26 protein-coding genes are annotated in these 21,104 nt (G+C 58.9%); 8 read left to right on the forward strand and 18 right to left on the reverse strand.

The genetic code is table 11. From position 1 onward, the window contains the following. Positions 1–9: 9 nt before the first annotated feature. The 5 genes from ACTWLJ_RS00875 (at position 10) to tsaA (ending at position 3,723) form a co-directional block, all read left to right on the forward strand. Positions 10–483, forward strand: a complete 474-nt coding sequence (locus ACTWLJ_RS00875; RefSeq protein WP_401220964.1) for a GNAT family N-acetyltransferase — start codon at positions 10–12, stop codon at positions 481–483. A gap of 190 nt (positions 484–673) precedes the next feature. Further along, positions 674–1,384, forward strand: coding sequence for an rRNA pseudouridine synthase (locus ACTWLJ_RS00880; RefSeq protein ID WP_445179538.1), 711 nt, complete (start codon positions 674–676; stop codon positions 1,382–1,384). Positions 1,385–1,460: 76 nt separating this feature from the next. Further along, positions 1,461–1,931 (forward strand): YehS family protein, encoded by a 471-nt coding sequence (locus ACTWLJ_RS00885; RefSeq protein ID WP_401220960.1) that lies wholly within the window; start codon positions 1,461–1,463, stop codon positions 1,929–1,931. A gap of 136 nt (positions 1,932–2,067) precedes the next feature. Then, on the forward strand, positions 2,068–2,838 hold the full coding sequence (locus ACTWLJ_RS00890; RefSeq protein WP_445179539.1) for an SDR family oxidoreductase: 771 nt from the start codon (positions 2,068–2,070) through the stop codon (positions 2,836–2,838). Between the two features lie 186 nt (positions 2,839–3,024). Next, complete coding sequence (gene tsaA / locus ACTWLJ_RS00895) at positions 3,025–3,723, forward strand: tRNA (N6-threonylcarbamoyladenosine(37)-N6)-methyltransferase TrmO (protein ID WP_445179540.1); 699 nt, start codon at positions 3,025–3,027, stop codon at positions 3,721–3,723. Positions 3,724–3,790: 67 nt separating this feature from the next. On the opposite strand, the gene fpr is transcribed toward tsaA, so the two are convergent. Further along, positions 3,791–4,570: a ferredoxin-NADP reductase gene (gene fpr, locus ACTWLJ_RS00900; RefSeq protein ID WP_003189055.1), complete on the reverse strand. Its 780-nt coding sequence runs from the start codon at positions 4,568–4,570 to the stop codon at positions 3,791–3,793. Positions 4,571–4,704: 134 nt separating this feature from the next. On the opposite strand from fpr, the gene ACTWLJ_RS00905 reads away from it, so the two are divergent. Next, positions 4,705–5,631: a LysR family transcriptional regulator gene (locus ACTWLJ_RS00905; RefSeq protein ID WP_401220952.1), complete on the forward strand. Its 927-nt coding sequence runs from the start codon at positions 4,705–4,707 to the stop codon at positions 5,629–5,631. On the opposite strand, the gene ACTWLJ_RS00910 is transcribed toward ACTWLJ_RS00905, so the two are convergent. From ACTWLJ_RS00910 to ACTWLJ_RS00920, 3 genes are all read right to left on the reverse strand, one after another. Continuing rightward, on the reverse strand, positions 5,628–5,990 hold the full coding sequence (locus tag ACTWLJ_RS00910) for a diacylglycerol kinase (protein WP_129390014.1): 363 nt from the start codon (positions 5,988–5,990) through the stop codon (positions 5,628–5,630). The two genes, ACTWLJ_RS00905 and ACTWLJ_RS00910, sit on opposite strands and share 4 nt — an antisense overlap. Positions 5,991–6,065: 75 nt before the next feature. After that, positions 6,066–6,716: a response regulator transcription factor ErdR gene (gene erdR / locus ACTWLJ_RS00915; RefSeq protein WP_401220949.1), complete on the reverse strand. Its 651-nt coding sequence runs from the start codon at positions 6,714–6,716 to the stop codon at positions 6,066–6,068. 237 nt (positions 6,717–6,953) lie between these two features. Then, on the reverse strand, positions 6,954–7,700 hold the full coding sequence (locus ACTWLJ_RS00920; protein ID WP_401220970.1) for a tRNA-uridine aminocarboxypropyltransferase: 747 nt from the start codon (positions 7,698–7,700) through the stop codon (positions 6,954–6,956). Positions 7,701–7,889: 189 nt separating this feature from the next. On the opposite strand from ACTWLJ_RS00920, the gene ACTWLJ_RS00925 reads away from it, so the two are divergent. Further along, positions 7,890–8,315, forward strand: a complete 426-nt coding sequence (locus tag ACTWLJ_RS00925; protein WP_401220946.1) for a PA3611 family quorum-sensing-regulated virulence factor — start codon at positions 7,890–7,892, stop codon at positions 8,313–8,315. Here the strand turns inward: ACTWLJ_RS00925 and ACTWLJ_RS00930 are convergent, their stop codons facing one another. Continuing rightward, positions 8,316–8,510, reverse strand: a complete 195-nt coding sequence (locus ACTWLJ_RS00930; protein WP_445179541.1) for a hypothetical protein — start codon at positions 8,508–8,510, stop codon at positions 8,316–8,318. A gap of 324 nt (positions 8,511–8,834) precedes the next feature. Here ACTWLJ_RS00930 and ACTWLJ_RS00935 point away from each other — a divergent pair, with 324 nt between their 5' ends. Beyond that, a complete protein-coding gene (locus ACTWLJ_RS00935) occupies positions 8,835–9,953 on the forward strand; it encodes an LOG family protein (RefSeq protein ID WP_445179542.1) in 1,119 nt (372 codons plus the stop codon). A 55-nt stretch (positions 9,954–10,008) separates the two neighbouring features. On the opposite strand, the gene recX is transcribed toward ACTWLJ_RS00935, so the two are convergent. The 13 genes from recX to ACTWLJ_RS01000 form a co-directional block, all read right to left on the reverse strand. After that, positions 10,009–10,479, reverse strand: coding sequence for a recombination regulator RecX (recX, locus tag ACTWLJ_RS00940; protein WP_445179543.1), 471 nt, complete (start codon positions 10,477–10,479; stop codon positions 10,009–10,011). Between the two features lie 8 nt (positions 10,480–10,487). Further along, a complete protein-coding gene (gene recA, locus ACTWLJ_RS00945; RefSeq protein WP_445179544.1) occupies positions 10,488–11,540 on the reverse strand; it encodes a recombinase RecA in 1,053 nt (350 codons plus the stop codon). 83 nt (positions 11,541–11,623) lie between these two features. Then, complete coding sequence (locus tag ACTWLJ_RS00950) at positions 11,624–12,124, reverse strand: CinA family protein (protein ID WP_445179545.1); 501 nt, start codon at positions 12,122–12,124, stop codon at positions 11,624–11,626. A 68-nt stretch (positions 12,125–12,192) separates the two neighbouring features. Then, complete coding sequence (locus ACTWLJ_RS00955; protein WP_445179546.1) at positions 12,193–12,711, reverse strand: lysis system i-spanin subunit Rz; 519 nt, start codon at positions 12,709–12,711, stop codon at positions 12,193–12,195. After that, on the reverse strand, positions 12,690–13,256 hold the full coding sequence (locus tag ACTWLJ_RS00960; protein WP_445179547.1) for a glycoside hydrolase family 19 protein: 567 nt from the start codon (positions 13,254–13,256) through the stop codon (positions 12,690–12,692). Before ACTWLJ_RS00960 ends, ACTWLJ_RS00955 begins: the two co-directional genes overlap by 22 nt. 138 nt (positions 13,257–13,394) lie before the next feature. Further along, positions 13,395–14,555 (reverse strand): phage tail protein, encoded by a 1,161-nt coding sequence (locus tag ACTWLJ_RS00965; protein ID WP_401217983.1) that lies wholly within the window; start codon positions 14,553–14,555, stop codon positions 13,395–13,397. 10 nt (positions 14,556–14,565) lie between these two features. Beyond that, positions 14,566–15,165 carry a YmfQ family protein gene (locus ACTWLJ_RS00970; protein ID WP_401217981.1) on the reverse strand — a complete coding sequence of 200 codons (600 nt, stop codon included), beginning with the start codon at positions 15,163–15,165 and terminating at the stop codon, positions 14,566–14,568. Beyond that, entirely contained in the window at positions 15,153–16,196 is a 1,044-nt protein-coding gene (locus ACTWLJ_RS00975) for a baseplate J/gp47 family protein (RefSeq protein WP_445179548.1), read from the reverse strand. Before ACTWLJ_RS00975 ends, ACTWLJ_RS00970 begins: the two co-directional genes overlap by 13 nt. Then, the gene (locus tag ACTWLJ_RS00980; RefSeq protein WP_445179549.1) at positions 16,186–16,584 is read right to left on the reverse strand and encodes a phage GP46 family protein; all 399 of its coding nucleotides are present in this window, start codon (positions 16,582–16,584) and stop codon (positions 16,186–16,188) included. The genes ACTWLJ_RS00975 and ACTWLJ_RS00980 overlap by 11 nt, the downstream gene beginning before the upstream one ends. Further along, on the reverse strand, positions 16,584–17,093 hold the full coding sequence (locus ACTWLJ_RS00985) for a phage baseplate assembly protein V (RefSeq protein ID WP_445179550.1): 510 nt from the start codon (positions 17,091–17,093) through the stop codon (positions 16,584–16,586). The genes ACTWLJ_RS00980 and ACTWLJ_RS00985 overlap by 1 nt, the downstream gene beginning before the upstream one ends. Positions 17,094–17,244: 151 nt before the next feature. Beyond that, positions 17,245–18,294: a phage baseplate assembly protein gene (locus ACTWLJ_RS00990; protein ID WP_445179551.1), complete on the reverse strand. Its 1,050-nt coding sequence runs from the start codon at positions 18,292–18,294 to the stop codon at positions 17,245–17,247. Positions 18,295–18,297: 3 nt separating this feature from the next. Next, the gene (locus tag ACTWLJ_RS00995) at positions 18,298–19,536 is read right to left on the reverse strand and encodes a DNA circularization protein (RefSeq protein WP_401217971.1); all 1,239 of its coding nucleotides are present in this window, start codon (positions 19,534–19,536) and stop codon (positions 18,298–18,300) included. Then, entirely contained in the window at positions 19,523–21,025 is a 1,503-nt protein-coding gene (locus ACTWLJ_RS01000) for a phage tail protein (RefSeq protein ID WP_445179552.1), read from the reverse strand. Before ACTWLJ_RS01000 ends, ACTWLJ_RS00995 begins: the two co-directional genes overlap by 14 nt. Positions 21,026–21,104 lie beyond the last annotated feature (79 nt).

Genomic DNA, 21,104 nt, shown 5'->3' on the forward strand with positions numbered 1-21,104 from the left:
CCAACGGGCATGCGCCACCATTCGGTCATCCACACGCCGAAACTCAGTGACTACAAAGAACTGACCGAGGTCTGGGAGGCCTCTGTGCGCGCAACCCATGACTTTCTGCCGGACAGCTACATCGAGCTGCTGAAGGATCTGGTGCTGAAGCGCTACCTCGACGCGGTGATGCTGATTTGCACTAAAGACGCTAATCAGCGCATCACCGGCTTCGCGGGCGTGGCGGCAGGCAAGATCGAAATGCTCTTCATCGACCCGGATTATCGTGGCCAAGGCCTGGGCAAGAAGCTGTTGCGCTATGCCATGGAACATCTAAACGCCGATGAACTGGACGTCAATGAACAGAACCCTCAGGCACTGGGGTTTTACTTCAAGCAAGGTTTCGAGGTCGTCGGCCGCTCGGAAGTCGATGGCATGGGCCAGCCGTATCCGTTGCTGCACATGCGTTTGCGCCAGAATCAACAACGCTCCAACCATGGCTGACACAACATAGAACAACTGTGGGAGCTGGCCTGCCAGCGATGGCATCAGCTCGGTACATCAGAAAAGACCACGGTGCCTGCATCGCTGGCAGGCCAGCTCCCACAGGAAAACTGAACGCCCTGAAATGGAACCGGGCTTAACCGGCGCCAGGCAGGTACAATGCCCACCCCTTTTTTGTTACGGCCCTGTCATGACTGACCCGATTCGCCTCTCCAAACGCCTCATCGAACTGGTCGGTTGCTCCCGCCGGGAGGCCGAGCTGTTCATCGAGGGCGGCTGGGTCACCGTGGACGGCGAAGTCATCGACGAGCCGCAGTTCAAGGTCGGCGACCAGAAGGTCGAGCTGGACAAGGACGCCACGGCCAGCGCGCCGGAGCCGGTGACCATCCTGCTCAACGTGCCGGCCGGCATGAGCGCGGACAGCGCAATGGAAACGCTGAGCGCCGAAACCCTCAGCGAAGAACACCGCTTCAGCAAGCGTGCGCTGCGTGGCCACTTCCTGCGCCTGACCGCCAGCACCGACCTGCAACCCAAGGCCAGTGGCCTGCTGGTGTTCACCCAGGACTGGAAGATCCTGCGCAAGCTCACTGCCGATGCGGCCAAGATCGAGCAGGAATACATTGTCGAAGTCGAAGGTGACATGGTCGCCCACGGCCTCAACCGCCTGCAGCACGGCCTCAGCTACAAGGGCAAGGAGCTGCCGCCGGTCAAGGTCAGCTGGCAGAACGAAAACCGTCTGCGCTTCGCCATGAAAAACCCGCAGCCGGGGATCATCGCCCAGTTCTGCGAAGCCGTAGGTCTGAAGGTCGTCAGCATCCGTCGCATCCGCATCGGCGGCGTATCGATCGGCAAAGTGCCGCTGGGCCAATGGCGCTACCTGTCCGGCAAAGAGAAGTTCTAAGGCTTCTCACGCCGCCACACATTCCGGCGCCGCGCTTTTGCTGTGGCGCCCACAGCCGAATATCAGGATTGCACACATGATTCATAACGACGTACTGCGCAGCGTGCGCTACATGCTCGACATCAGCGACAAGAAAGTCATCGAGATCATCAAGCTCGGCGGCATGGACGTGACGCTGGCCGATCTGCTGACCTACCTCGACAAGAAAGAAGAGGACGAAGAAGGCTTCGTGCGCTGCCCGGACGAAGTCATGGCGCATTTCCTCGACGGTCTGGTGATCTTCAAGCGCGGCAAGGACGAAAGCCGTCCGCCACAGCCGATCGAACTGCCGGTGACCAACAACATCATTCTGAAGAAGCTGCGCGTGGCCTTCGAGCTGAAAGAAGACGACATGCACGCGATCCTCAAGGCTTCCGAGTTCCCGGTCTCCAAGCCTGAGCTGAGCGCACTGTTCCGCAAGGTCGGCCACAACAACTATCGCCCGTGCGGCGACCAGTTGCTGCGCAACTTCCTCAAGGGCCTGACCCTGCGCGTTCGTCCGCAATAACTGCGCCGCCGGGTTTGAGCGGCCGCGTGCAACTCAAACCCGTGTCGTATGTCGTTTCATTCCTCGCAAAAATAGTGGCTCCGCTTTTCGCGGCCGACGGCTAGGGTGTACTGAACCCCAGCTCTCAGGATTCGCCATGCACCCGTACTTTTCCCTGCAAGGCCGCACCGCTCTGGTGACCGGCGGCACCCGTGGTATCGGCAAAATGATCGCCAAAGCCTTCGTCGAGGCCGGCGCCAGCGTGTATGTGTGCTCACGAGATGCCGAGGCCTGTCATCAGACTGCTGAAGAACTCAGCGCCTTGGGCATCTGCCACGGTGTGGCGGCGAATCTGGCGACCGAGGAAGGCGTGCAGCAATTGGCTGCACGACTCGCTGAACAGATCACCCATCTGGACATTCTGGTGAACAACGCCGGCACCACTTGGGGTGCGCCACTGGAGAGTTATCCGGTGAAGGGTTGGGAAAAGGTCATGCAACTGAACGTGACGTCGGTGTTCAGTTGTATCCAGCAATTCCTGCCGCTGCTGCGCAAGGGTGGTTCGGCGGCGAATCCGGCGCGGATTATCAACATCGGTTCGGTAGCGGCCATCTCATCTTTCGGCGAACAGGCTTATGCCTATGGGCCGAGCAAAGCGGCGCTGCATCAGCTGTCGCGGATTCTGGCGCGGGAACTGGTGAGCCAACACATCAACGTCAATGTCATCGCGCCGGGGCGTTTTCCGAGCAAGATGACCCAGCATATCGGCAACGATGAGCAGGCGCTGGCCGAGGACACGGCGCTGATCCCGATGAAGCGCTGGGGGCGCGAGGAAGAAATGGCGGCGCTGGCGATCAGTCTGGCGAGTACGGCGGGGGCCTATATGACGGGAAATATCATTCCTCTCGATGGCGGGTTCAGTCTCTGAAATCGGCGGTGAGGCTATCGCTGGCAAGCCAGCTCCCACAGGGATTTTCAGTGAACTCAGGTTTGGCGCACGACACAAATCCTGTGGGAGCGTGGCTTGCCCGCGAAGGCGTCCACCCAGTCACCACCAGAGTCGAGGATGAACGGGTTATCATGCCAGCCCTGATTCCCGCCTCGACCCCAGACCATGACCTACAGCGTGTCCCCCATCGGCTTCGTCCGCTCCTGCTTCAAGGAGAAGTTCGCCATCCCCCGCCAGCCGCAACTGGCCCCGGCCGCCCGTGGCGTGCTGGAACTGGTGGCGCCGTTTGACCAGGGTGATGCCGTGCAAGGCCTCGAGCAGGTCAGCCACGTCTGGCTGCTGTTTCTGTTCCATCAGGCGCTGGAAGAAAAACCACGCCTAAAGGTGCGCCCTCCCCGACTCGGCGGTAACAAGTCCATGGGCGTCTTCGCCACCCGCGCCACCCATCGCCCGAATGGCATTGGCCAGTCAGTGGTGAAACTGGACAAGGCCGAGGCGGGTCGACTGTTCATTTCCGGGATCGACCTGTTGGACGGCACTCCGGTGCTCGACATCAAACCCTACGTGCCTTACGCCGACATCATCGGTAATGCCTCCAACACCATCGCCAGCGCCGCACCGCAGTTGATCGACGTGCAATGGACAGATAACGCGTTGCAACAGGCACACCTGCACGCCCAGCGACTCGATGAACCACTGGTGCAACTGATCGAGCAATGCCTGGCTCAAGACCCGCGCCCGGCGTATCAGACGCCAGCGCCCGAGCGCGAATACGGTGCGCAGTTCTGGGATCTGGACGTGCGCTGGCATTACCCGACGCCTGAGCAGATCCGCGTCCTCGAAGTGATCCCGGTCACGCCTTAACCGCCAGGCACAAAAAAGCCCGCGTTGCCTGTGAAGGCAACGCGGGCTTTTCAGTATTGCGGACGGCTTACTTCTCGACGAATGCTCGCTCGATCAGGTAATCGCCCGGCTCGCGCATACGCGGCGAAACTTTCAGGCCGAAGCTGTTCAGCACTTCGCTGGTCTCGTCGAGCATGCTCGGGCTGCCGCACAGCATGGCGCGGTCGTCTTCAGGATTGATCGGTGGCAGACCGATGTCGCTGAACAGCTTGCCGCTGCGCATCAGGTCGGTCAGGCGACCTTCGTTCTCGAACGGCTCACGGGTCACGGTCGGGTAGTAGATCAGCTTGTCACGCAGCGCTTCGCCGAAGAACTCGTTCTGCGGCAGGTGCTCGGTGATGAACTCGCGGTAAGCGACTTCATTGACGTAACGCACGCCGTGGCACAGGATCACTTTTTCGAAACGCTCGTAGGTTTCCGGGTCCTGGATGACGCTCATGAACGGCGCCAGGCCGGTACCGGTGCTGAGCAGGTAAAGATGTTTGCCAGGCTTCAAGTCGTCCAGCACCAACGTGCCGGTAGGCTTCTTGCTGATGATGATCTCGTCGCCTTCCTTCAGATGCTGCAACTGCGAAGTCAGCGGACCATCAGGCACTTTGATGCTGAAGAACTCGAGATGCTCTTCCCAGTTCGGGCTGGCAATCGAGTAAGCGCGCATAAGCGGGCGGCCGTTGGGCTGTTGCAGGCCGATCATCACGAACTGACCGTTCTCGAAGCGCAGGCCCGGATCGCGGGTGCACTTGAAGCTGAACAGAGTGTCGTTCCAGTGGTGAACACTGAGGACACGCTCGTGGTTCATGTTGCTCATGTACGTGGGACTCCTGGAAATTGTTTGCGCATGCTCTGCGCCAAGAGAGATGTGCGCAATTGCATCGCATTCTAATAGCAGTGACAATATCTGTTAACTGGATTATTAAGATAAGGGTTATCGGTTATATCGATATGCGATTTACTCTTCGACAACTGCAAGTCTTCGTCGCCGTCGCCCAGCAGGAAAGCGTGTCCCGTGCTGCGGGTCTGCTCAACCTCTCGCAGTCGGCGGCAAGCACCTCGATCACCGAACTGGAGCGCCAGTCCAGCTGCCAGCTGTTCGACCGCGCCGGTAAACGACTGAGCCTTAATGCGCTCGGCAAACAACTGTTGCCGCAAGCGGTAGCGCTACTCGATCAGTCCAAGGAAATCGAAGACCTGCTCAACGGCAAATCCGGTTTCGGCTCGCTGTCGGTGGGCGCGACCCTGACCATCGGCAACTATCTGGCGACCCTGCTGATCGGCAGCTTCATGCAGCGCCACCCGGAAAGTCAGGTAAAGCTGCACGTACAGAACACTGCCAATATCGTGCAACAAGTTGCCCACTACGAAATTGATCTGGGTCTAATCGAAGGCGATTGCAGCCACCCGGACATCGAAGTGCAGAGCTGGGTCGAAGATGAACTGGTGGTGTTTTGCGCGCCCCAGCATCCATTGGCCAAACGCGGCAGCGCGACCATGCAGGAACTGACTCATGAAGCATGGATTTTGCGCGAACAGGGCTCCGGCACGCGCCTGACTTTCGATCAGGCGATGCGTCACCATCGCAGTGCGCTGAACATTCGTCTGGAGCTGGAACACACCGAAGCGATTAAACGCGCAGTGGAATCGGGCCTGGGGATTGGCTGCATCTCGCGTCTGGCGCTGCGCGACGCCTTTCGGCGCGGCAGTCTGGTGCCGGTGGAGACGCCGGATCTGGACCTGGCGCGGCAGTTCTATTTCATCTGGCACAAGCAGAAGTACCAGACTTCAGCGATGCGCGAGTTTCTCGAACTGTGCCGCGCCTTCACCGCCGGGGTGCAGCGCAGCGACGAGATCGTCCTGCCAAGCATCGCTTAAAGCAGAATCACTGCCCACACCAGAGCGATCATGGTCAACGCCACGAACTGCGCGGCGCTGCCCATGTCCTTGGCATTCTTCGACAGCGGGTGCAGTTCCAGCGAAATACGGTCGATGGCCGCCTCGACTGCCGAGTTCAGCAGCTCGACGATCAATGCCAGCAGGCAAACGGCGATCAGCAACGCCTGCTCGACACGGCTGACATTCAGGAAGAACGTCAGCGGAATCAGCACCACGTTAAGCAGCACCAGTTGGCGGAATGCAGCTTCGCCAGTGAAGGCCGCGCGCAGACCATCCAGCGAGTAACCGGAGGCGTTGAGGATGCGTTTCAGACCGGTCTGGCCTTTGAAAGGTGACATAAATTAAGTAACCGACAAAAAAGAAGTGAGGAAGCTAGATCAACAAAAGTCAAAAAAGCGTGAATTTGCCAGCCCTTAATGGCTCGCAATTGACTCAAGTTGTTGCAGAAGCAATGCAGCCTGAGTCCGGGTGCGCACATTCAGCTTGCGGAATATCGCCGTGACATGGGCCTTGATGGTCGCTTCCGACACACTCAGCTCATAGGCGATCTGCTTGTTCAGCAGCCCTTCGCAGACCATGGTCAGCACGCGGAACTGCTGAGGTGTCAGGCTGGCGAGGCCTTCGCTGGCAGCCTTGGCCTCGTCGGAAACACTCACCGCTTCGAACGCCTGCGGCGGCCAGAACACATCGCCGTCGAGCACTGCACGAACCGCTTTCTGGATAACGCTCAGATCGCTGGACTTGGGAATGAATCCGCTGGCCCCGAACTCACGGGACTTGACCATGATCGCCGCTTCTTCCTGGGCCGAGACCATTACCACTGGAATCTGCGGGTATTGCCCGCGCAACAGCACCAGCCCGGAAAAACCGTAGGCTCCCGGCATGTTCAGGTCCAGCAGGACCAGATCCCAATCGGATTTTTCGGTCAGACGCGCTTCCAGTTCGGCGATGCTCGCCACTTCCACCAGCCGCACATCCGGGCCAAGGCCCAGCGTCACTGCTTGATGTAATGCACTACGAAACAGGGGGTGATCATCGGCAATCAGGATGTCGTATGTGGCCATTTTTCAAATGATCCTGTTTTTTGATGGCAGACCCGATGCATTCGGGGCTGACCAAAGCAACTCAAGATGCCGCTTTTAAAGCGGTATCCACAGGGGCACGTTCAACGCCAATCACTGAGCCAATCACCTCAATACAACGGCGTATCAAACCTTGGCCGTACCCAATCGGCGCCAAGCATGCCCAGCGAAGCCGGGGTGGTCAAGCAGCACGGCCGCTGCTGTATGCAGTATGGGCCACTATTGGGCCAAGACCGGCTGCGGCTTTCGTATAAAGGGTTGCAGCTCGGCATGGGCCGGCGTCGACTCATTCATGTCCAGCTGTTGTTTGGCCCCCAGATAATGCTGACTGAACACGTCGAAATAAGCGTCGAGTGCCGAGGCGGCATCGGTATCTCCCGCCAGTTCCAGGCACAGCGCCGCCACTTCGGCGGTGCACAGATGCTCGCTGCGGGTCGAGCGGCGCAAGCGATAGCGCGACAGTTTGTCGGGCAGCAGGCTGAGGATCGGCAAGCGGTCGAAGTACGGGCTCTTGCGGAAAATCTTGCGCGCCTCGGTCCAGGTCGCATCCAGCAGAATGAACAGCGGACGCTTGCTGCTATCGAGATCGACGCTGTTGGTCACCCGCGACGGTTCGACGTATTCACCGGGAAACACCAGATACGGCTGCCATTGCGGATCATTGAGCAGCGCCAGCATTTGCTCGTCAGGTTCTGTGCGCGACCAGATGAATGCGTGGTTATCACGCACCACATCGGCAATCAGCCAGCCGGTGTTGCTCGGCTTGAACACTTCCTTGCCGGTCATGATCAGGCACACCCCGGAGCGGGTCTCGACGGTCGGACGCCAGGCGCACAGGCAATGACTGATGATCACCCGACAATCGCGGCAGCGCTCGGAGCGAAAGCCTCGAGCCTGGATCGGCTTGATGCCTTCATCTTCACGCTGGTCGCGCAGACGGGCGACGGCGTTGGGGGCATGATTCAGCATGGGTAACGCCCAAAGACAGGAAAACTCGACACGAACAGCACTCGGCGCGGCAATAAAGGCCGGCAGTTTACCAGAGCAACCGGTACAAGCCTGTACCGGCCCGACCGGCTCCCCTATAATTCGCCGCCACTGAACGCACAGTCACGTGACTGGTCGAACCACCAGTCACTGAACCAGGAGAGTTTCATGCTGCGCCTTATCGTTCCCACCGCTGCCATTCTGCTGGCGTCGTCCTTCAGCGCTCAAGCGGCGTCCTTGAGTGAGCAGAATCTGAACCGAGAGCTGCGCAACGTCGCTGCACAAAGCAGTGCCGGCACGCCACGGGCGATCAGCGAAGACATTCTCGATCAGGGCTACACCGTCGAAGGCACCACGCTGATCAACCACTTGAGCGTGCAATCAAGCCATGCCGACAAGATGCGCGCCGATCCGAAAGCCGTGTACTTCCAGCTTGGCGCTTCGGTCTGCAACAACCCGTCCTACCGCAAGCTGATGGCCAAGGGCGCGATCATGCGTTACGACTTCAGCGAAGTGAAAACCAACAAAGCGATCGGTTCTGCCAGTTATCAGGAATCGGATTGCCCGAAAGCCGCCCCGGCGAAGAAGAAGTAATCATCTGGAATTGGCGCGCCGCTGTTCATCCTCGGCGCGCAGTTCGGCCAACAAGGCCTGCAGATAGTGCGAACGGCGCTCCCCGCCTGCCAGACGCCGGCAGCATTCCTCTTCGAGACTCACATGATTGGTCTCGGCAGCGGCTATCAACATCCGATACAGCTGCGTATCGATCTCCAGAACCACTTTGGCCATGTCCAGCGCCTCCTTGCTACCCGCAATTCCTTGAATAGCGTGCACCCTGCGTACGGTCATTGACGCAAAGTTGTCGTACGGTGCCTTTAAGTTAGTAAATCAGAGCGTTTGCGCGCCGCTGCACGTTCAGACGAGCGGTGAAAACACTTCGCAAAGATGCAATAAGCAGTTGCCAGCCAAGACATCGCGGCGCAATGTCTGAAGCAGTGCCAATCTTCGCAAGAGGCTCGATTCAAAGTATCCCCGTTGATTTTTTCACGGCAGAAAAGGAGCTGTCGGCAGCGCGTCTTTTGCAGTGCGAGATTTTCAGAAGGAGAAAGTTGAATGCCTTACCAACCGAATGACCTCCTCAGCCGTCATTTTCAGGAAAGCGGCCCCGACCTCATCAACAAGGTCGAAGAACAACTCAACCTGGTTTCACCCAACAGCCCGAACATCCCGATTTACCGCGACATGATCCTGACCGTGCTGCGCATGGCCCAGGAAGATCACAACCGCTGGAACGCCAAGATCACCCTGCAAGCCCTTAGAGAACTGGAGCAAGCCTTCCGCGTGCTTGAACAATTCCGGGGTCGGCGCAAGGTCACCGTATTCGGTTCGGCACGTACGCCGGTCGAACATCCGCTGTACGCCATGGCGCGAGAACTCGGCGCCGCACTCGCACGCTCGGAGATGATGGTCATCACCGGTGCCGGCGGCGGCATCATGGCGGCGGCTCACGAAGGTGCCGGACGCGATAACAGTCTCGGCTTCAACATCACCCTGCCCTTCGAACAGCATGCCAATCCGACCGTGGACGGCACCGCAAATCTGCTGCCATTCCACTTCTTCTTTACCCGCAAACTGTTTTTCGTCAAAGAAGCCGATGCCTTGGTGCTGTGCCCGGGCGGGTTCGGCACGCTGGACGAAGCGCTGGAAGTGCTGACGTTGATCCAGACCGGCAAAAGTCCGTTGGTACCCGTGGTTCTGCTGGATGCGCCGGGCGGTACGTTCTGGCAAGGCGCGATGGATTTCATCCGCCAACAACTGGCGGACAACCACTACATTCTGCCGACCGACATGCAACTGATGCGTCTGGTGTACAGCGTCGAAGAGGCGGTAGAGCAGATCAATCAGTTCTACAGCAACTTCCACTCCAGTCGCTGGCTCAAAAAACAGTTCGTCATTCGGATGAATCACAAGCTCAACGACCAGGCGCTTGAGCACATGCAGGAGGCCTTTGCCGACCTGTGCCTGAGCGATCAATTCCATCAACACGCCTACAGCGGCGAGGAACACGACGACGCACAGTTCAGTCATCTGGCGCGATTGGCCTTCGCATTCAACGCCCGCAATCACGGGCGCTTGCGCGAACTGGTGGATTACATAAACCTGCCGGAAAACTGGGTTGATGCCAAACCGCAAACCACGCTACGCAGCCGTGAACCGTCAAAGGTAATTTGAAGGCAAAAAAAACGGCCCACTACCGAAATAGTGGGCCGCTTTTTATTGAATCGACTTAGTCGTCCATCCCTCTGCCGCTGAACAAGCGGCTGATCATCTCCATCGAAAACCCCCGATAGGCCAGGAAGCGACCTTGTTTGGCTCGTTCCTTGGCATCGATGGGCAAGTGTCCGGAGAACTTGCGTCGCCAGGTATCTTCAAGCTGTGCCTGCCAACTGATACCGCTCTCGCGCAGGGCGAGTTCGATGTCAGGACGTTGCAAACCGCGCTGGCTCAGCTCTTCACGAATCCGCAAAGGGCCGTAGCCGGAACGGGCACGATAGGACACAAAGCTTTCAAGGTAACGGGCTTCGGAAAGCAGTCCCTCTTCCGTCAATCGGTCGAGGGCTGTTTCGATCATCTCTGCCTCGGCGCCGCGCTGACGCAGTTTGCGTGTCAGCTCGACTCGACCGTGCTCGCGTCGAGCGAGCAGGTCCATGGCAGTTCGTCGCACCGCGACGAGAGTATCGAGTACGACGGTTTTCATCGCTGCAATCAGATGTCAGCGTCGGCCAGGTCGTCGGCAGTCTCTTTGACCGGCGAAGCCTTGGTGTCAGCCGCTGGGGTCAGCAGCTTGTCACGCAGTTGCTTCTCGAGCTTGGCTGCGATTTCCGGGTTATCTGCCAGGAACTTGGCCGAGTTGGCCTTGCCCTGACCGATCTTGGTGCCTTCATAGGCATACCAGGCGCCGGACTTCTCGACGAAACCGTGCAGCACACCCAGGTCGATCATCTCGCCGTTGAGGTAGATGCCTTTGCCGTAAAGAATCTGGAACTCGGCCTGACGGAACGGCGAAGCCACCTTGTTCTTCACAACCTTGACGCGGGTTTCGCTGCCAACCACTTCGTCGCCTTCCTTCACCGCGCCGGTACGGCGGATGTCGAGACGGACCGAAGCGTAGAACTTCAGCGCGTTACCACCGGTGGTGGTTTCCGGGCTACCGAACATCACGCCGATCTTCATGCGGATCTGGTTGATGAAGATCACCAGGCAGTTGGCGTTTTTGATGTTACCGGTGATTTTACGCAGGGCCTGGGACATCAGACGGGCTTGCAGGCCCACGTGCATGTCGCCCATTTCGCCTTCGATTTCAGCCTTCGGAACCAGTGCAGCCACGGAGTCGACGATGATCACGTCTACTGCGTTGGAGCGCACCAGCATGTCGGTGATTTCCAGAGCCTGCTCGCCGGTGTCCGGCTGGGAAACCAGCAGGTCATCAACGTTTACGCCGAGCTTGCCGGCATATTCAGGGTCGAGGGCGTGTTCGGCATCGACGAATGCGCAGGTCGCGCCGGCTTTTTGAGCCTGGGCGATCACGGACAAGGTCAGTGTGGTTTTACCGGAAGATTCAGGACCGTAGATTTCAACGATACGACCTTTTGGCAGACCGCCGATGCCGAGTGCGATGTCCAGACCCAGAGAGCCGGTGGAGATAGCCGGGATCGCCTGACGGTCCTGATCGCCCATACGCATCACGGCACCCTTGCCGAATTGACGTTCGATCTGACCCAGGGCCGCAGCCAAGGCTTTCTTCTTGTTGTCGTCCATTAAAGTCCTCACGTAATCAATAAGGCCTGACGGCCAACACCTGTATAAGTAGCCAGTATTATTCCACAGCGTTCACGGATCGCCTACCCCTGATTTTCGATTTCTCGTGCCGCTAGTCGCAGGAGCCCCTCTAGCGCGGCCTTCACCGTTTGTCGGCGGACTTCATCACGGTTCCCGGCGAAATGCTGGACCTCGCTGGAAACCGCTTCATCCACACCCCATGCCAGCCAGACCGTGCCCACCGGTTTGTTCGGCGTACCACCGTCCGGCCCGGCCACACCGCTGACCGCCACGGCGAACCGCGCCAGGCTTTTTTCCTGAGCGCCGATCACCATGGCCTCGACGACCTCGCGGCTGACCGCGCCAACGGTTTCGAACAATGCTGGCGGCACACCGAGTTGCTGGGTTTTCTGGCGATTGGAATAAGTCACGTACCCGGCCTCGAACCATGCCGAACTTCCAGGAATGCGGGTGATGGCTTCGGCAATCCCTCCACCGGTACACGACTCGGCGGTGGTGACATGGGTATTGAGCACTTGCAGGCGTCGGCCAAGTTCGGCAGCCAGTTGGGTGATCTCTTTCACGGCGCGCTCCGGATCAGATGGAATGAGTCCCACCGTACACGAGCCGGTTGCGCTTTCAATACACAAGCTTATTCAAAATGTACCGGCGCGAGCGCTCTGATATAAGCCTGACACGCCTGCAAGGCGATCAATCCACGGTCACCGGTGTCGGTGATGGCGATAATTCGTTGAGCATGCGCTGGGTCAAGTCGGGCGCGTACGGCTGCATGATCCACGCCGCCGGGGCCGGCGGTGGCTGGCACCCCGACGCCTGCGGCAACGTCGCCGGCATCGAGGAGGACTGACAGGCGCAGATCAGCAGTGGCAAGGCGATCGCGCAGGCGATCCTGATCACGTTGGGCATCGTTCAACGCTCGATAATGGGTTTGTTCACTGGCTGAGAGACGTTGCTCAAGGGCCAGACGTTTATCCTGCTCGGCCTGTTGCGCGGTGGCGGCGGTCAGAGTCAGTTGATTCAGCGTTTCGGCGTTTAATCGAGCCTGTTCGGCCAATTGTTTACCGTAGCGCCAGTCCTGAAACTGCCAGGCCAGTGCCGCAGCACCGACAGCCAACAACACAACGCCGATTACTCGCCAGGGGATTGGCATAGCACCGCCCTCGCCCGCGCCCAGATTTCCAGACGATCCTGCAAGCCGTTCAACCCGCCGTTGATTCGGCGGGTGATGGTGTTGAACTGGTCACGGTCGGCCAGTTCGTTCAAGCCGTTCTGTTCCCAGAACCATGCTGCGGATTCGGCGGCCCATTGCGGCTGTTCCAACAGTTCGGGCAAGGACAACAGACGCTCATCGCCAAACAGCCCGAGGCTGCACTGGCGATAGTTGTTGCGGCCGGTGATCTGGATCAGGCCGCGTCCACGGTACTTTTGCCCATCGCCATCGGCTTCGGGCGTATTGCCCAGACGCAAGGCCAAGGTACCGGTGTCGTACTTGCTCAGGTATTGGTTGTTGCCCAGTTCGCGCACGTATCGCAGTTGCCCCGACTCATGACCGACCTGTGCGAGAAACGCGGCGATGCGTTTGGGCGTGTCGATGTGGCGGCGGGTCATGGCCGTGTTGAGTGAAGAAACAAAAACGCCCGCTTGGCTGCGGGCGTTGGGCATGATGTTTAAAAGGTTGTTTTCAGTTATTTGCATAATGCGTGATCCTCCCTGGATGCTCCGATTGAATCATGGCTGGCGGACAATGCCTGCCAGCCTTTTTTTGCCAGAGTTTTCAGGAGTGCTGTCCGGGGCTATTTGCCTGGGCCACCTATAGACCGCGGTATCGAGCCCTCAATACTTGATGACATACAGCAAGGCCGTGTTCATCGGTCGCGCTTCATTACCACCCGACGCGGCGATAGAGACGGTATGCGTGTGTTGACCCGCGGCATCCACTCCTACGTTGTGCGCATGGTTGCCATCCGCGACGATGCCGTGCGAGTGCGCCGGTGCGTTGGTAGTAAAGTTGCGGTTGTAGGCAGGGGCCGAACTGGACCCCATGATGGAACCCGCCGTATTACCACCGTTGATAACCCCCTGCCCCCCCATGACCACATCGATGTTGAACGCACCACCGCCAACAACAGCGCCACCGTGAGAGTGCAATCCGGCAGCATCTGTGCGTGCCGCATGGGCATGGTTGCCAGCAGCGGCCGCCGACACATCATGAGTGTGGGAAGCATTCTGCCCCGCCTGCTTGCTGCCGAGTACTCGACCTGGATCGACACCGCGACCATCGTCCAGACCGCGGACAAACTCGCCACGAAGTTCCGGTACGTTGAAGGTATTGACACCGTCACCAGCGCCAAACCGGGTCCCAATCGCGGCAAACAGATTGGCGTACTGAGTCCTCGACACAGGCTGCCCGCTGCACTTGAGCCAACCACTGGGGGCGTCTACGGTGGCAACGGCTTTCACATCACCGACATCAGCCCCCAGTTGCCTTGCAACGCCAGTACTGGCGATCAGAATCCAGGCACCGCTGCCCACAGAACTGTTCCACTGCACCCAGGCGTCTCCCGTCGCAACGATTTCACCGGAGCGAAGGGGGGTATGGTCGACGCCGACAATGGGTTTGGCAATCGAACCGGCCACGGAGAAGGTACTGGCTCCGGTATTGGTATTAAGTGCCTTGAACCGCAAAACCATCCCATCGACCAGCGTGGTCGGAATAGGTGAATAGGTTGCTGCGTAGGCATTCGCCGTACCGGTGTCCAGGGCAAAATCGATGAGACCAGCCTGATTGATCTTGCGTATCGCCACCAGCAACTGCCCGAGATTGGCCTCGTCGGGTGTCAGCGCACCGGCCTTGATTACACCCAGCAATTCCTCGGTAACAGAATTTCCCCATACAGCAGGGATCAGCGATCCAGGGGTTCCGGCTACCGGATTTTCATCGACAAACTTGCCATTGACCAGCCCAACGCTGGGCACACTTTTTGGATAATCCATTATTCAGTCCTTAATCGTAATTGATGTACACCTGGGTATGAGCCGGTGCACTGCGGTGAATGAGGCACTCCAGCGCCGAGCCTGGATTCATGCCGAAGCGTTCGCCCCAGTAACTGGCGCCAAAACGGCGCCCGCTCGACAGGCGCCCTCCGGTATTGAGGATCCACATGAACTGCGCCCGCCAAGTACCGAAGTGCGCCTGGCCGAAACGCGAACGCCCCATGCGCGGAACCCGTAGTTCGGAGACCGTGGCGTCTGGATATCCCTGGGTACGCGCAATTTCGACGAAATAGACCGCTGTCTGACCGCCTACCGCCAGCAACCGCCGGCGCACTGCAAGGCGTCGGTCGTCATAAAGTGGTGTGGCGCCCAGACAAGGGTCCGGCAAGTTCATTACTGCCTCCCAATCCGGCACCAATTCGCTGACGCCGGCCGGGTCCATCTCGTTGAGCAAATCAATTGCACGTCCATCAAGTCTTGCCAGTTCCTGCGCGATGCCCTCGAGCACCCGGTCCAGCTCCGGGACGCGCTCTGGCTCCCAGGCCGGGCCACTGGGCAACAGGCTTCTCAACTGGTTCTGGTACTGCGTGGCACTTCTCAAGACAGCCATTCGCACCCCCCGAAAGTCAGCAGTTGATTGCTGGCAGCCGTGACGTTTTCCGATGGCGAAACGAGCGAGTGATCTGTTTCACCCGTTGCACTGCTGATGGCCTCGTTGATATGACTCAGCAACAACGTCTCCCCCAGCCCCGCCTCTCGGTTGTGCAGATCACGCAACTGATTTTCGATTGCCGCACGGACAGCACTGGTATCCGGGGTGATACGCAGTTTGTAGTTCACCAGTACTTGCACTGGCGCCATGACATTGACATCGGCAGTCACCGGACGCAGCGGTTCGATGTGGGCCTGAACCTGCGCCAGTTGCTCTTCGTTTGGAATGGGCTGTACATCGTCGTCACGCATCACGAACACGCCGACAGTGCCCGGCCCAAGGAAATTGCCACGACACCAGGCGCGGGTAACACCCGGGCATTCCAGAGCCCACGTTTCGTAGTCTTGCGCTGAACCGCCATGAGGAATCAGACGGTAGGAGCGAATCACCCGGGCGCGCAGCGACTCGAGACTTTCCTCAGCCACCCCTCCCGTGAGCCCGGGTGGCAGGACTACGAAACTGTTGCCGACAATGCCGGCAATCGTTTGCACCAGGCTGAGCGTGAGTCCGGCCTCGGCATTGCCCACAGGACCGGCGTCGAGTGCAGCGATGCTGGTGTTGTTGATACCGTGGCGCAGGACACTCGAGGCCGTCACCTTGTAGGTACGCCCATCGCTCGCTTGCAACAGCGTATCGACATCCAGCACTGCACCAATCCTGGCATTGAATCTGACGGTACCGCTGGCAACTTGCGCGGGTTTGCGCGGCTGGTTCAAACGCAATGAAGCAATGCGTTCGAGAGTCGATTCATCCGCTGAGTCGGGCAGGATCTGCTCGGAAATCCAGTCGAGATAACCGTACAGACCATAAACAGCGCCGCCAAGCGTGCGGGCCAGTACTTGCGCATCGGACTGGCGCAGCGAATCGCTGGCCAGGTCGCTTTGGGCGCGTTTGATCAGCACCGGTAGCGAAGGGGTTTCAAACGGCATAGATCACCTGCCAACTGTTATCGGGGTTGATGTCCAGACGTTCGCCATCGGCCAGGGTCAAAACCGTGCGCAGGTTCAAGCGCTGGGCGTCGAGGCGTTCGCTGATGATGTCGATGGCGCTGCAATGGCCGTCGTCGATAAGCCATTGCAGGGCTTCGCGGGCATAGAACTCGGCGTCCATCTGGGTCTGTCGGGTCAGCTTGACCCGGCGCAGCAGCCACAGCCGCGAACCGATACGGTCATCGGCGACGGTGGGAAACGTGTCACCCCACCAGCCGAAACGTTCCTCGTGGTCGAGGGCGTCGTCATCGGCGGCTCGGCGCCAGGTGAACAGGCTGATGAGTACGGCGCGGGTCAGTGCGGCGTGCAGGTTTTGGCTGATAAACATCATTGACCTCCCGCTGGTGCGCCGCTCTGCCCGCTACCCGGTTGCACGCCAACATGCATATGGTTGGTCTGGCTGATGCCGCCAGCGATCTGATCGCCAGTGGAGACGATCTTGCCAGTCTGATTAATGACCGGCGTGTCGATGTTTACCGCGCTGCTGGCGCGAATGTTAAGGGTGGCGGTTTCGATGTCGATGACCCGGCCACGCTTGAAATGAATCTTGTCGCCTTCGTCGGTGTAGATCGCCACTTCGCCGGACTGCAGCGATTGCAGACGATAGCGGCGGTCGGCGACCACCAGCGCGATGGCGTGCGAACGGTCACCGCCGATAAACGTCACGACACCCTCGGCGCCGGCCAGCGGACTGCTGGTAAAACCGTAGGGTTCGAAGTGCTCCATGTCGTCATTCACTTCGCCGGCGGTGAGGCGCATTTGCAGCGATTGCAGCTTGGATGCCGAATTGGCGAGCACGACAGTGCCGCGCGCCAGGAGGCGTGTCAGTAGGCTCATGAGTTGTCCTCGGGATTCTGCCAGACACATGAAAACCCTGTGGGAGCGGGCTTGCCCGCGATGGCGGCGTGTCAGGCAAAGAAGTGTTGCAGCGACCACCGCTATCGCGGGCAAGCCCGCTCCCACAAGGTCCAATGGTGTCTGCGAAAAATCAGGCTGTGGTGTTTTTCGGGGGTGTCGGGTTAGCGTCGAAGGTGTGCGGTGGCGCGACATGCAGCGTGGTGATCGAGCCTTGTGCCGACAGTGAGTACGTGACTTTCGAGATCAGCATGTCGCCGTCGAACTGAAGTACTGAGTCTTTCACTCGCACCAGCGTGTTGTGTCGCCACAAATCACCGTTGGACTGGCGCCAGCCCTGCACCTGATAGGTGGTGCTCTGCGCCCGGCCCATACGGGTGGCGCTTTCCCACTGGGCGCGTTGCTGCGCCAGCTCCAAGGTCAGTTGCGTACCTTCGTTGATCACTGTGGTCCGTCGACGTTTGAACGACAGATCGGCAGCCGTCGATTCAACTTCGCTGACCGCCCTGCCGCTCTTGGTATCCGAACCTTTTTGCTGGCCGATCACCCGGTATTCGGAGAACACCTGGCTGTAATCCATCGGCGCATTCGCCGACAGGACATTTTTGCCCAACTCCAGTACATCGCTGGCCCGACCACCGCTGCCGGGTTTGGCCAGCACCAGCCGGCCTTGCTCGTCATCAGTGGAAAACACCCGCAACAGCGAGAGCAATCGGTCGATCGACTGAAACACCGTTTCACCCGGCACGATCGTATGTTTGGTCAATCGTGCGGTTTCGGGAATTTCGTTGACCACCGACTGCGAATACTCCATCGCCAGTGCCTGGACGATGGTCAACAACGGTTGTTCTTGCCATTGATTCGGCCGGTTGGTGGCCGCGCAGTCGACCAGATCCTGAGTCTTGGAGCTGCCTTCGATGCTCAGACTGATCTGGCGTCCGTCGTAGCTGATCGGTGCCTTGAACACGTAACCGGTGAGCACCAGATCCTTGCCGATCCGCACTTCACACGGGTCGCCGGGTTTGATCCGCTGATCCAGCGTCTGCCCCGGCCATTGCCAGGTAATGTCGAGTTTGAAAGTGCGGAACTGACGCTCCAGATCAGCCGTGATCTCCACGCTTTTCCAGCCGCCATACTCCATGTCACCGACGCTTAGCGTGACGCGGTTATCCATCTCGGTCATGACTCACTCCCTGGAGACTTTTACATCGTTGGGCGGGAGGTACAACGGGTGGGCAACCCCATTGCGTTGAGTCACTTCCGTCACTCGCGTGGCATCCGCGAATTGCTTATAAGCCACCACCAGAGCCGGCAGGCTTTCCTGAAAGGACTTGCTGACCAACCGCACCCCCGAAGAAGCCACCACTTTGAGGTGCGCATTCAAGGCATCCTTCACATCATTGATGACCTGAAAATGCGCAGGGCCGGCCTTGTCCAGCATCGGGTTGATTGCTGCTGCCACCGCGTCACGCAGTGCTTGCATATCATCAGTAACCGGCACTTCCTGACGAGTCACCGGTTGATGAGTCTGCTGATCCAGCGAAGGGGTGGTTTGCAGTTTGACCGGCGGCGTCGCCACCGGCATCGACGCTACCCACTGCGCCACTTTCACCAACACGGTGTCCTGCACCAGATCGGTCATGGCTTGCGCCGCCGCCGTAGTGTCCTTGCCGGTGGTGAGTTTGGGTGCGTCAGCCTTGCGGATCGCCTCGAGTTGTTGGGACACGTCGGCAATCACGCCACGGTAACCCTCCTTCGCAAACGACTTCAGCTCCTTGATATCGCCGAGCAGGCCCTTGAACTCCGCCGCCACTTCCTTGGGCAACTCCTTCACAGCTTTGACCAGCTCAGTGATTTCTTTGTACTGCTCAATCAATGGTTTGAGCTGCTCTTTGATTACCTCGTAAACCCCGGTCAGGCTGTTGCGCAGATTGGCAATGCCGATCCGCGCAGCCTTGATCAGGGTCATGGCCTGCTCGAAGCGCGCGACCGCCGAACCGAGCAGCGTGTCCGCTTTGGCTAGCAACACTTTCTGCGTACTGACTGTTGCGGTTGGAAACGGCAACGGTTGATCGGGATAGAACTTCAGCGCGAAGGTCACCAGCCCGCCGTCCTGGCGGGTGTGGGTCATATCGCACTCGCCGACCTTGACCTGTAGCCGTCCCAGCCACGGATGCACCAGTTCACCGCTGCCCTGCTCCAGCGCCTTGAGCAGCTTGTCGCGCTGTTCAAGGCAATCAGGGCCGATGATGAACGCCGTCAGATCATGGGTCTTGGCCTGCTGGCCGAGGTCCTCGAAAAACGGCAGGTCACGTTGCGGGTACTCATGCAACTGACCTTTACGACCGACAGGGGTTTTCGCCTGGTCGATCCAGAAACCGACACCCCGAAAGGATGCCGGCAACAAACGGTCACGCCAGTTCATTGGAACCTCCCATCGAAAGCGAGCGGTAGCCGATGCGCGAAGACAGCGCCAGCCCCGGTTGATTGGTTTGTGGTTGATCGGTACGCAGCCCGGCCGGCGCATTTTCGAAGCGTACGGTCAGGCCGCCTTCGAGTTGCGTGCGGTTGTTGGCGGCGCTTTGCTGGATCAGCGTGCTTGAGGATTGAGTCAACGAGCTGGAGTGTGTTGATTGCGCCAGCGGCAAGTTGAGTGCGACGCCGCCAGGCGTCGTCAGCGCACCTTGCGCAGGTTCATAGGTACCACCAAAGAACGGTGCAAATTCACCTTTGCCTTCAGCATTGGTTTTGTTTTGCTCCTCGGTGAAGCTCTCCACCTTGCCGGTGATTTTGCCAATGAAGCCACCGACGCTGCCGCCCAGAAACTCCTGAATCGGCGCCATGATTGCTCTGATTTCTTCCGCTTTCTTGCTAAAAAAACCGCTTACCGAATCCCAGGTTTCCTTCAAACTCTGCATCGGCGACCACGTGAATTTTTCACCGAGACTGATAAAGAAATCATCGACCCCCAGCTTGATGTCTTCCCACAAGTCCGAAAAAACTTCCGGTATCAGCGCCCAGCCCGCCGCAATGGCATCCATCGGCACCCAATCAAACATCTCTCGCAACACGGCTTTGACCGGTACGGTCAGTGCCACGAGCAGATCCCAGATCGCCGAAAACAAACCGGTGATCGCGCCCCAGTTGTTCAGGATCATTCCGTAAGGCGTCCAGGCAAACCACGCCTTGAGGAATTCGAATCCGGCACTGACGACCGCTTTGACCCGATCGAACATCGCCGAGAACACACCGCTGATGGGCGCCCAATACTCGACAATTTTTTGCCAGAGCCCAGCGAAAAAAGTCGAAATCGGCTTCCAGTTGGCAATGATCAACCCTGCCGCGACGGCAATGCCCATGGCAATCAGCATGATCGGATTGGTCTTGAGCACCATGCTCATGACATCGAGAACTTGCGTTGCTCCAGTCACGGCGGTTTGCATCGCCGAGAAGGCAATGGCGCCCGCCGCGAGTCCCTCCACCAGTTTCGGGTTGTCGTTTAGCAAACTGCCGAAACCAGTCAGCATCGGCTCAAGGCCGATCACCACCGCACCGACCGCCGGCACCAGTGCCGCATTCACTGCCGTCGAAACCTTCTCCATCGACGCACTGAACACATTCATGTTCTGCGCGGCAATCTTCGGTGCGGCAGGCAGATCAACGGTTTTCGCAGTCTCACTGACTTCCGCCAATTTGCCCTGAAAGGCGCCCGCCGATTTGATGCCGTCCACGAACGGCGTGATCACGCTGCCGCCCTTGAACAGACCGCTGATGTCCAGTTTGCCGAGGCCCGTCTGTTCGAGATTCTTTTTGAAGCTCTCGACCTTTGCCCGAAGGGCGCCAAGTTTGGGCGACAGTTCATCGATGCCCGTGATCAGCACCGGAGTTTTCACTTTCTTTTCTTCGTCTGCCATCACTGCACCTGCTGCATCGCATTGATCCGTTGCGCGTGCTCCAGCGATTCGCGGAGCACATCCAGTGGCCTGGCCATCA

The organism is Pseudomonas sp. McL0111, from assembly GCF_052567255.1.